At 43.8% G+C, this 11744-nt stretch carries 9 protein-coding genes; 2 read left to right on the top strand and 7 right to left on the bottom strand.

What is annotated here, in order from left to right; translation table 11 throughout:
• Positions 1-435: 435 nt before the first annotated feature.
• Positions 436-1467 (bottom strand): L-threonine 3-dehydrogenase, encoded by a 1032-nt coding sequence (gene tdh / locus QF117_RS02985; protein ID WP_282386087.1) that lies wholly within the window; start codon positions 1465-1467, stop codon positions 436-438.
• A 19-nt stretch (positions 1468-1486) separates the two neighbouring features.
• The gene (locus QF117_RS02980; protein ID WP_282386086.1) at positions 1487-2683 is read right to left on the bottom strand and encodes a glycine C-acetyltransferase; all 1197 of its coding nucleotides are present in this window, start codon (positions 2681-2683) and stop codon (positions 1487-1489) included.
• 354 nt (positions 2684-3037) lie between these two features.
• Here QF117_RS02980 and QF117_RS02975 point away from each other — a divergent pair, with 354 nt between their 5' ends.
• The gene (locus tag QF117_RS02975) at positions 3038-4669 is read left to right on the top strand and encodes a methyl-accepting chemotaxis protein (protein WP_282386085.1); all 1632 of its coding nucleotides are present in this window, start codon (positions 3038-3040) and stop codon (positions 4667-4669) included.
• Between the two features lie 402 nt (positions 4670-5071).
• Here the strand turns inward: QF117_RS02975 and QF117_RS02970 are convergent, their stop codons facing one another.
• From QF117_RS02970 to QF117_RS02960, 3 genes are all read right to left on the bottom strand, one after another.
• The gene (locus QF117_RS02970; protein WP_282386084.1) at positions 5072-6940 is read right to left on the bottom strand and encodes a methyl-accepting chemotaxis protein; all 1869 of its coding nucleotides are present in this window, start codon (positions 6938-6940) and stop codon (positions 5072-5074) included.
• A 279-nt stretch (positions 6941-7219) separates the two neighbouring features.
• Entirely contained in the window at positions 7220-8068 is an 849-nt protein-coding gene (locus QF117_RS02965) for a sterol desaturase family protein (protein WP_282386083.1), read from the bottom strand.
• An 8-nt stretch (positions 8069-8076) separates the two neighbouring features.
• Complete coding sequence (locus QF117_RS02960) at positions 8077-9090, bottom strand: DUF2804 domain-containing protein (protein ID WP_282386081.1); 1014 nt, start codon at positions 9088-9090, stop codon at positions 8077-8079.
• Between the two features lie 235 nt (positions 9091-9325).
• On the opposite strand from QF117_RS02960, the gene QF117_RS02955 reads away from it, so the two are divergent.
• The gene (locus QF117_RS02955; RefSeq protein ID WP_282386080.1) at positions 9326-10303 is read left to right on the top strand and encodes a LysR family transcriptional regulator; all 978 of its coding nucleotides are present in this window, start codon (positions 9326-9328) and stop codon (positions 10301-10303) included.
• 107 nt (positions 10304-10410) lie between these two features.
• Here the strand turns inward: QF117_RS02955 and QF117_RS02950 are convergent, their stop codons facing one another.
• Together QF117_RS02950 and QF117_RS02945 are read right to left on the bottom strand one after the other, a co-directional pair.
• On the bottom strand, positions 10411-10815 hold the full coding sequence (locus QF117_RS02950) for a cytochrome b562 (protein WP_282386079.1): 405 nt from the start codon (positions 10813-10815) through the stop codon (positions 10411-10413).
• A 164-nt stretch (positions 10816-10979) separates the two neighbouring features.
• The gene (locus QF117_RS02945; RefSeq protein WP_282386078.1) at positions 10980-11723 is read right to left on the bottom strand and encodes a phosphatase; all 744 of its coding nucleotides are present in this window, start codon (positions 11721-11723) and stop codon (positions 10980-10982) included.
• Between the last annotated feature and the right edge of the window lie 21 nt (positions 11724-11744).

Here is an 11744-nt window from a genome sequence, read left to right as displayed (position 1 = left end):
ATTGAAGCTACTTAGATTCTTTTTTGAGCCTATCTCCTTTGCTGTATTGAGTTTCCTTTCCTAGGAAACCTTGAATGCGGTGATCATAAATAACCAACAGCGTTCTGAATACGGTTTACAGAAATTCAAAAATGACTTGACCGATTCACATTTGAATTTCTCGAACGCTTTGAGCCCCTAAATTAAGTAAAGCAAACTCAATTCAAACTGCATTGAGTTGATACTTAACCGTCTAATCCCAACTAAACACTTTCATTTTGGTGGATTATTTCAACCTAGAGATTTTTCATGGAAATAACGAAAAAAGCCCCAATTTAGCCTCAAAATTATTTTGGGCTAAATTGGGGCTTCTTAAAGGGAAAATAGAGTAATTTTTGACATTTATCTCATTTTGCAGCTAATGACGGATCACTAAAGCGTCCTCTAGCTTTTCACCTACTCCCAGTCAAGGATGACCTTACCAGACATACCAGAACGCATCATATCGAAGCCTTTCTGGAAGTCGTCCACTTTGTAGTGGTGCGTGATGATTGGTGACAGGTCTAAACCTGACTGAATCAAAGAGGCCATTTTGTACCAAGTTTCGAACATCTCACGGCCGTAGATGCCTTTAATAACCAAACCTTTGAAGATCACTTGGTTCCAGTCGACTGCCATGTCGGACGGCGGAATACCAAGAAGAGAAATTTTGCCGCCATGGTTCATGTTCGTTAACATGCTGTTGAACGCTGATGGGTTACCCGACATTTCTAAACCAACATCGAAACCCTCAGTCATACCGAGATCAGCCATTACATCTTCTAGCTTCTCTTCCATCACGTTAACAGCGCGAGTCACGCCCATTTTCTTAGCCAAATCTAGGCGGTATTCGTTTACATCAGTAATGACAACGTGACGAGCACCAACGTGTTTTGCTACCGCTGCCGCCATAATACCGATTGGGCCAGCACCCGTGATCAGAACGTCTTCGCCGACGAGATCGAAAGATAGAGCTGTGTGTACTGCGTTACCAAACGGGTCAAAGATTGAGGCAAGATCATCAGAGATTTCTGCTGGGATCTTAAAGGCGTTGAACGCTGGGATCACTAGAAACTCAGAGAACGCACCAGTGCGGTTTACACCCACACCTGTTGTGTTTCGGCATAGGTGAGTACGACCGCCACGACAGTTACGACAGTGACCACATGTAATGTGACCTTCGCCAGATACACGGTCACCAAGCTCAAAACCACGAACTTCTTGTCCAATACCAACCACTTCACCCACGTATTCGTGCCCGACGACCATAGGAACAGGGATAGTGTTTTGTGACCATTCATCCCAGTTGTAAATATGCACGTCTGTACCACAAATGGCGGTTTTCTTAATTCGGATAAGAAGATCGTTATGACCCATTTCAGGTTTTTCAACCTCAGTCATCCAGATGCCTTCTTCAGGTTTTAGTTTCGATAGTGCTTTGATTTTCATAATTATTCCTCTCGCCTGATTAAGCGATGATCCCCATCTCTGTACCGACTTGGATAAAGGCATCAATGGCCGTATCGAGTTGCTCGCGGCTGTGCGCTGCGGACATTTGAGTACGAATACGGGCTTGTCCTTTTGGCACAACAGGAAATGAGAACGCGACCACATAGATGCCTTTCTCTAGTGCTCGTTCAGCGAACTCAGCCGCGACTTTTGCATCACCCAGCATAATAGGGATGATCGCGTGATCAGCACCACCCACTGTAAAGCCAGCCGCTTCCATACGAGTACGGAAATGTGCTGCGTTTTCCCACAGCTTAGTACGTAAGTCGCCAGACTCTTTAAGAAGATCAATGACACGGATAGAAGCCGAAACAATCGCAGGCGCAACTGAATTTGAGAACAGGTATGGACGAGAACGCTGACGCAACCAATCAATCACTTCTTTCTTTCCAGAAGTGTAACCGCCTGAAGCGCCACCCATTGCTTTGCCGAGTGTTCCGGTAATGAAATCAATGCGGTCGATAACATCATGGTGCTCATGAGTTCCGGCACCATTTGGGCCCATAAAGCCAACGGCGTGTGAATCATCAACCATCACAAGCGCTTCATATTTGTCAGCCAAATCACAAATAGCAGGAAGGTTTGCAACCACGCCGTCCATTGAAAAAACACCATCAGTGACGATCAATGTATGGCGAGCACCCGCTTCTTTCGCTTCGATTAAACGCTCTTCCAGTTGTTCCATATCGTTATTGGCATAACGGAAACGCATCGCTTTACACAGACGAACACCATCGATGATAGAGGCGTGATTGAGTGCGTCTGAAATGATGGCGTCTTCTTTACCTAGAATCGTTTCAAATAAACCCGTGTTCGCATCAAAACATGATGTGTAAAGAATCGTGTCTTCTTTACCTAGGAACGTGGATAGTTTTTGCTCTAGCTCTTTGTGTGAATCTTGGGTGCCGCAAATAAAGCGAACCGATGCCATGCCAAAACCATGTTCATCCATACCAGACTTCGCCGCGTCGATTAATGCAGGGTGATTAGCAAGACCCAAGTAATTATTGGCGCAGAAGTTAAGAACCTCTTCCCCAGTAGAAATAGAAACAGAAGCCTTTTGAGCCGAAGTAATCACACGCTCAGACTTGTAAAGTCCTTCTTCTTTCACTTCGTTAATTTGATTTTGGATTTGTTGATAAAATGACGATGACATCAGCACTATTCCTTACTCGTTCTTATGGTTAAACAAGCATAGTTGTTTATGGTAGGGGTTTGACATATTAGCCATGTCAAACTAACTCGTCATAGTGTAAACCAACTCTATCTCGACCATTATCCTGCGACATGGAATAGCATTCATGAATTACAAGCATATATAGTGTAAAAATAATGCTGAAAGTTGGAATAAACTTCATAACTTACAATCATTAATCTTTTCGATAGAAAATTTCTATGAAAATCAACACTCTTGATTGGTGAATATTGATCTCATTATCTATAATTTACCCAAATAGCGTGCCATACTTACTGATATGCATCACATTCATCATACTCACGGAATAACCTCATGAATCGTTTATCCATTTCCCAGAAAATCAGCATTCCATTATTTACTATTTTACTCGTGTTTATTGCATCAACCTTGCTCTCTGTTATTCAAGCAAACAAGCAGGAGGCAATGAATTCTCTTCTAAGTGAAGAAGTACAGCCGGCGATGATGAGTCTCGAAGAAGCTTATCGAGATATTTTCCAAGTCATCGTTGCCGCCGAGGGAGTCGCCACCAGTCAAAGTGAGCAGGAAACGCAGTACCATATCGCAGAATTCAAGGATGACGCATACAGCATCATCCCCCGGATGACCAAAGTGAAACGACTTTATGATATCGATTTTTTGTCCAGTAACAGCGCTGATGAATTTAAAGAAATGCTCTCATCCAGTGAGCGTTGGATAAAGCTTTATGAAGTCGCCATCAATCAGCCAGATAATGCCGCTGAGTATCTTTCACTAAACCAGAATAAGCTGGACGCTGAGTTCAAAACAATCCGAGCCAACCTCAAAGCGATCAGCAGCCAAATTAAAGATAAACAGGCAGTTTTAAGTCACGATGTCGACAACTCGATTACCACCGGTAAACTGACGGTTGAAATTGGTTTGGTGATTGCATTAATCACAGGCGCTATCGCTTTTTGGATGATCAAACGATTCGTCATTACACCGCTTAGAGATATTGAAAAAGCGATGGCCGAGATTGCACAAGGCGATGGTGACTTATCGAAGCGCCTGGAAGTAACAAGCCAAGATGAACTGGGCCGCGTTGCAAACTCGTTCAATCAATTTGTCGGGAAGATTCATGTCACGGTTGAAGAAGTTATTATCTCTTCAAATGCAGTTCGTGCAGATATGGAAAACATTAAGTCTCTCACTCAAAGCATTGCTCTATTTAGCTCCAATCAACAACAAGAAAGTGAGCTTGTGGCCACTGCAGTACATGAGATGCAAGTGACCAGTTCCACAGTGAGTGACAATGCCAATGATGCCGCTCAAGCAAGTAGCAGTGCAAATAATGAAGCTGACCAAACCAGTGCTATTTTGGGCCAAACGGTCGAATCAATTAAAAACCTATCGACTGAAATAGATAATGCTAGCCAAGTGATTCATACATTGGATACCGACGTTGGTAACATCGTATCGATCCTTGATGTTATTCGTGGTATCGCCGATCAAACCAACCTACTCGCCCTCAATGCCGCCATTGAAGCAGCACGTGCTGGAGAGCAAGGAAGAGGATTTGCCGTCGTGGCTGATGAAGTTCGTTCACTTGCGAGCAGAACACAAGAAAGTACCGGTGAAATTCAATCCATGATTGAAAAGCTGCAAGAAGGCGCAAAACAGGCCGTTAGTGTCATGGATGCGAGTAAAAACAGCAGTAATGCCACCATCGATACCGCTGGCTCCGCGGCGGAATCATTGGATAAAATTCGCCATTCCATTGCACAAATGAACGAAATGAACACCCAAATTGCTTCAGCTGCGAGCCAACAATCTAACGTCAGTAATGAAGTCAACGAGAACGTTCAGCGCATCGCTGATAATAGCTACCAAATGGTTGAGATGGTCAACAGCGCTGATAATGCCTGCATGAGCTTATCTGAGCAATGTCAGAAGCTGGATAGCCTGGTTGCTGAGTTTGAAGTCTAAGCTCTAAGCTCTAGGCTCTAGGCTCTAGGCTCTAGGCTCTAGGCTCTAGGCTCTAGGCTCTAGGCTCTAGGCTCTAGGCTCTAGGCTCTAGGCTCTAGGCAAATGGTTAAAGCCATTGCGTTGAAAACAAAATGCTAAAAACAAAGCATTAGAACCAACGTAATACAACCAATGTTATACAACCAAAGCGTTGAAACTATAAAGCCACTGCCTTATTCGTTAACAAGGCAGTGGCTTTTTTCTATTAGATTGAAAACTGCCTGTTTAAACACCAACTCTACAAAATCGGTGAAAACAGGCAGTAAAGGGAGTGAACTCTGTGCTCGGTAATTCCCTATGCCATGAACGCATCTGTGTCATGAATTCATCTATATCATGAACGCATCGATATCATGAATCCCCTTACACAATGAACTTGTTAAGAATGGCGTCTTGCTCTCGAACATTTTCTGTTTGCACCAGCATGGCATCATTGGCACTTGATGCCGAGTCTGAAACTTGAACAGAAAGGTCTTTAATCTTAACGGTATTATTGTTAATTTCTTCAGCCACTAAGCTCTGTTCTTCAGCAGCAGAAGCGATCTGAATGTTCATGTCACTGATTTGCTGTATCGCCTCACGAATTCTATCTAGGGCGCCATTAGCTTCCTGAGCACGCGCGACTGCATTAATAGCGGTCTCTTTACTCTGGTTCATGGCATTCGATACCGAACTGGCCCCCGCTTGGAGCTGTTCAATCATATTACGAATTTCAGTGGTGGATTCCTGAGTCCGTTGAGCAAGCGTTCTTACCTCGTCGGCCACGACTGCAAAACCACGACCAGATTCGCCAGCACGTGCCGCCTCAATCGCCGCATTGAGGGCAAGTAAGTTGGTTTGATCAGCAATGTCGTTAATGACTTTTAGTATCGTCTCTATGTTGTCAGTGGCGGATTCGAGTACTTGCACTTCTGAAACCGCTTCATCAATTCGGGTTGACAGTTCGTCGATAGCACTTGTCGTATCGTTGACCACGGCAGTGCCATCAACGGTTGCATCATCAGCCACTTGAGCGGCTGAAGCTGCCCCTTGAGCATTAGAAGCAACATCGGCGGACGTGGTTGCCATTTCATGCATCGCGGTCGCCAGTTGTTCTAATTCATGCAGCTGTTCTTGCATTGCATTCGCTGATTGTTGCAAACCACTGGATGTCATTTCTGAACCGCGCAGTATTTCAACGCCAATCGCTTTAGATTGACTGATCAGTTGCTGCAAGGTCCCAGTAAAGGTATTAAAGCCTTCTGCCAGTTGAGAGAATTCTTGGTCAGTATTGGTATCTAAACGTTGCGTTAAATCCCCTTCACCAGAGGCCACACCTTGAATCGCGGTATTGAGTACATCCAAAGGTTTCATCAACGCTTTAATCAAGATGAGTAACAAGGCAATACTGATCAATAGCGCCACAAGGGTATAAAGAATCGAACTATTGCGCAGGTCGTCAATGGAAGCGTAAGCAATGCTTTCATCAAGCACCACACCAACAAACCAGTCTTCCCCGGGCACAGCTGCAAAATCAAGCGTATACGCAGTCTCATCAAGTACAACTTGCTGAGGCTCCTCTAGAATACTGACATTTGGCATGTATCCAGACATTGGTGTGCCATTTTTCTTCGCATCTGGGTGCGCGATGGTAGTACCGTCACCCGCGACAATGAAAACGTAACCCGCGCTGAAAAGTTTAACTTGGTTAACCAGTTCAGCAAGACGAGCCAGTGACACGTCATAAAAGATCGCCCCAATGAAACGGCCGTTATCTTTCACAGGTGTCGCAATAGACACCAAAATTTCGTTAGTGGCTGAATCGGCATAAGGTGCGGTAATAATAAGTCGGTTAGCGTTCTTGGCATCTTTATACCAAGGCCTTGCTCTAGGATCCCAAGTCGGTCCTGGGTTCCAATTTGGGTCGTTATTGATGTTTGAACCGTCACTCTCAAACCCTAAACCAGCGAGCAAAAATGTATCTTTTACAATTGGTCGTGTAATGACATTCGCTATTCTCTCTGGAGAGAGATCCGATTCAATCATACTGGTTGAGTAGGCCGCGATGGCTTTACGACCATTGATCTCCGCAGCCACCGTGTTTCTCACTCCATCGACAATCTCAGTAACACTGGCTTCCACCTGTTGTTTGAGTTCCTCTTGCATCGTGAAGTATTGCTTAGCGGTGAGAGCTGAAACGGTTACCAGAAGGAGCAAAGAGGACGCCGCAACAATTTTGTGGCTAAATTTCATAACTATTCCTTAGTTAATTTTTATAATGTTACTAATAGTTTTATAGTTAGTAACCCGCCGTTTATCCAGTTGAAAGGCGTAATTAAATGAAGAAATAACATTTGACTGCTGCGTTACTATCAGAAACCAAAATACACAATGAAATTAAACGGGTAAGGTGGCAGAAATACGCACAGATGAAAGGAAAGCCATTAGCTCAACCAAGAGTTTACTGACTCGATTGTCGGCAAGCATGTGCTTGAAAGTAACATGTTCCAACTAAGCAGCGAACTCATGTGATCAGTCAGAGGGGGACGAATAGAACACCTTCACCTTTTGTATGAGCGATTTTGACGAAGAAAAACCGTCGGCGAACATGTTTCTCCACTCCGTAAAGGTCACCGTCCATGGATTAAAGCTCTTGATGGGTTTGGATATCCCGTAGCGAACGGGTTCTATCTCTGGTTCAAACGAACCAAATAACTTGTCCCATACAATGAGCACACCTGCGTAATTTTTATCAATGTATTGAGCGTTCACGCCGTGATGAACACGGTGATGGGATGGCGTATTAAACACATACTCTAAAAAGCCTAAAGTACGCACCCACTGCGTATGAACAAAGAACTGCAAACCAAGGTTAAGCAATACCACAAAAATTACCCAACTAGGCTCAAAACCGATCACCACTAACGGCACCCAAAACAGCCACATGCCAGCTAAAGGGTACATTAAGCTCTGACGAAACGCGGTGCTAAAGTTCATCCGCTCCGAGCTGTGATGAACAACATGCGCTGCCCACATCCAGCGGATACGGTGACTGGCTCGGTGAAACCAGTAATAGAAAAAATCTTGTAGAACCATGAGTAATATGAAACTGGCTAGGTTCATATCAATATCAAACATTTTCCAACCAAATAGCCAAATATAAAGATTAGCAATCAGAAGGCCCGTCAGTAAATCACTCAGCTGATGCATCCCGGCGAGTGTAAAATTACACAGCACTTCTTTGAGGTGATAGGAGGAGTTCTCAGGTAATCGACCCCGTTTTTGGCCTAAATAGTACTCAGCCAACATGCATAATAGAAATACCGGAGCTAAAACGAGCAGTAGCGATTCAGGGTGAGCAATGAGTTTAGAAATGTCCATATTCATCCTTACCAGCGAGCAAAATGGTCTTCAGTTAAACCAAGGCAATTGACGAGTTGATAAGCGTTGCCCGAGGAATCTTTTATCGTCCCATTGAAGTGACCGATAAACTGACGAAAGTTGCTTTTTAGTAGCCATAGATTGAGTTTTTCACTGCGTTTATTGAGTGGAATGAACGTTAAGTTAACTTGCCCATCATGGGAGTAAATTCGCCAAGGCTTCTCTTGGTTACTACGATCGAATTCAAAATGCACAGGCCCAAAGAAGTGACGAATGCCATCAACCCACACCACATTTTCACTGCTGCCCGTTTCATTGACACCCGCGGCTAAATTGAGCCCCAACTTAACTGGACCCAACATGGTATTGATGCTTGCCCAACGCCAGCTGGTCTCTCTTCTCATGTAACCGGACGAAAAGTCGTAGCTAGCAAGTGCAGAATCCAAGCCGACCTCCTCTCCATCGATGCTAAGCTGCCCACTCACAGACAGCGCATTGTGTTTTTGAGTGTAAGTCCAGCCGGAATACCCTGTTGGCGTGCACATCGACAACGGTAAGCTATTTAACTGAGGTGTAAAAAAGAGGTCTGCGTGAATCGCGTTGTTGTTGATCACTACTCGCCACTGTTGCTGCTGAATATCGAACTTAATCGGTTCGCCATTCAGTGTTGTGATGCCATTGCTCGGAGAGTTTGTTATCGTAGAAGCGATGCCGAGAGGTTTGATCCAGCTGACTTCTGATAATTGGTCTTTTTGAATGTCATAAAGATAACAGAAGGCGCTTGTCACATAGCGAATATCTGCAATGGCCAAACCGATGACATAATTTTCTGTCACAATGCTCGTAAATTGAAACTGCTTATAATGAAAATACTTAGCCCACTTCCCCGCTTTCTTATCCATTTCTGTGCTGTAGCAAAAGTGCTCTACCCCAAGTCTTAAAGGAGCACCATCAAACTGGCCAAATATAGGCTGTCCGTCTTGTCTAATAAGCGACTCTGGCGCAGGGATAGTATTGAACATAGGCTCACAGTTAACAATTTAATAACATACCTCTAGTGTGCATCGTTATTGCTTTTATTTGGAGGGTTATTAACCGACTTTTCAACAGTGAGCTCACAATTAGAGTAAAAACTTTGAATTGACGACATGTTAGAGTCAGTGAAGAAATCCACCTCATCGTTATTAATGATGACTCGATGGTTTTTTTCAGCAATAATCAGCTTTATGGCTCGATTGTTAGAACATTCTATTCCTTATGCTCAATCCCAAACTGATAGCTCTTCTGCCCGACTTAGCTTCGTTCATCTTAGTGGTGAATGAAGGCAGTTTTACGGCCGCCGCTAGAGTACTCAATGTGACCCCTTCTGCATTAAGCAAGTTGATCACACGTTTGGAAAGCGCTTTGAATGTAAAATTGTTTGAGCGAACAACTCGCAAGTTGATCATCACTCAAGCGGGGCAAAAAATTTATGATCAAGCCGTTATTATGGTGAATGCCGCGCAGCAAGCCGTGGAAGTGTCGACCGAAGATCATAATGAACCATCAGGCACGTTAACCGTGGCAGCGCCTGAAGCGTTTTTGAATTCAGTGTTACAGCCTTATGTCGTGCCCTTTCTGCAACAGTACCCATTTATCCAACTCAAGTTACGCGCGGCTGATGGTGAAATCGACCTTTTTAAACAAGGTATTGATGTCGCATTCAAGCTCACTGATAAGCCCGATGAAAAACTGGTGTTGAAAGAAATCGGCCAAACTAATTTAGTGTTGTGTGCAAGTCCCGATTATATCGCTAACCGAGGGCTTCCTTCACACCCGACTGAACTTGTTGAGCATGATTGTTTATATCTTGCGGAAACGGAACAAGACAATATTTGGGATTTCTTAAAAGATGATGAGTTTCATACGCTGACAATATCTGGCCGATACGCGGTCAATCACTCTCAGATGCGTTTAAATGGCGTAAAGAGCGGGCTTGGAATCGGCATTTTTCATGACTTTGTTGTAAAGGATGCACTTCAAGAGCAACAGGTTGTTCCCGTATTACCAGATTGGACAATAAAGAGTAGCTACCACGGTGCAATCGCGATGCAATATGCACAAACCAAGTACATGCCGACAAGATTACGTGTGTTTATTGATTTCGCGATGGCTAACTTAACCAACAAGCTTTTTGATGAGACTGCGGGTTCTGATGGTGCTGCTCGTTCTAACGATAATGTGGGTAACGCGTAAATAAAAAGTCGCCCCCACAAGGAGCGACTCTCTTCTAATACGGTTATGGCGGCTGTCTTTTGTTAAACCCAATACGTTTGTTAGCCTCAATACGTTGATTGCATCAATTAGCCAAATATTTTAGACCAGATACTAGGGTTGCGTTTTCGGTGGTACTCTACTCGTAAGTCATCTACTTCACGTAGCTCTTTTTTGGCTTGGTCTAAATCACCCTTAGCAAGATAGGTTTCTACAGTATCAATCGCGACGGTTAATTTGTTAAACCCTTCATTGTACAGTTCGCTTTTTTCTTGCGGGTGGTCTGCATTAATGGCCAGCTCAACTAACTCGGAAAGGTTAGTCACTGCCACTTGCATCACTTCAACACTTTCAGCTTGATCGGCTTCTCGAAACTCAAAGCCCATTTTTTTCATCGTTTCAGTCATATTAAAATCATTGGCTACTGCGCTCAATGAAACGACATTCAGTGCCAGAGATAAGCCAAGAGACATCAGAAATTGGTTTTTCATCATTTTTAATTTTCAGTCGGAGAGTGAACAGAATTGTAATCGATATTGTATAAAAATCAGAGCGGAAAAGTGTTTCAATTTACCTGAAAGCCAAACGTATTGAACACTTTTCCTGACATTGTGCTTAAGCTTATCCCTAACAATATGCTGAGTTAAAACGTTCTGGATTAGAGATGGCTGAACTCTTTGATTGTAGGGCGACCTCGCAACTCTAGGAAGTCTAAGAACTGGCGAGGTGTACTGGTGATAACCTTACTAGGGTCTATCTGAACAGTATCAAGTAACTCGCTCACTAAATTCAAATTACCTACATCTAAACAAAAATGAGCATCACTGCCTGTCGTTACATAAGCGCCATAGTGTTTCGCTAACCGAGCAATTTCCTGGCAGCGTTCAATACTGCCAACTCGGCTGTTCCCCGTTAGTGATGTGTTGTTGATTTCAATCGCGACATTGTGCGTTGCAGCGCTTTGAATCACTTCATCAAAATCAAAGTCAAAATTAGGATTGCCTAAATGACCAAGTGCATCCACTCTTCCACTCTTGATCACATTGAGTAATGTGGTGGTATGAGTTTGACTATCTACAGGGTTAAAAACGGGCTCATGAAAGCTCGCTAGCACCCAATCTAGGTTTTGATCAACGGAGTGAGGAATATCGATCTCACCCTGTGGGTTGATGATGTTCACTTCACATCCTCTGAGTATACCGACCCCTTCCAAAAATCGAGGAAGAACTCGCTGATTAGAGAAAAACCAGTAATGAGGAGCACCGGGCATCGATTCTGCGTGATCGGTGGTACAAAAAAGAGCCAATCCGTTTTCATTGGCAGATTTCGCATTTTCAATCAAAGTACTGTAAGCATGCCCACTTGCGTAGGTATGCGTATGAGTATCGACACAAAGTTTCATGGTTTGCTCTTAGACGGTGGT

The sequence above is a fragment of the Vibrio sp. YMD68 genome (assembly GCF_029958905.1).
GTDB lineage: Bacteria > Pseudomonadota > Gammaproteobacteria > Enterobacterales > Vibrionaceae > Vibrio.
This window is presented reverse-complemented; position numbering and strand designations above follow the sequence as displayed.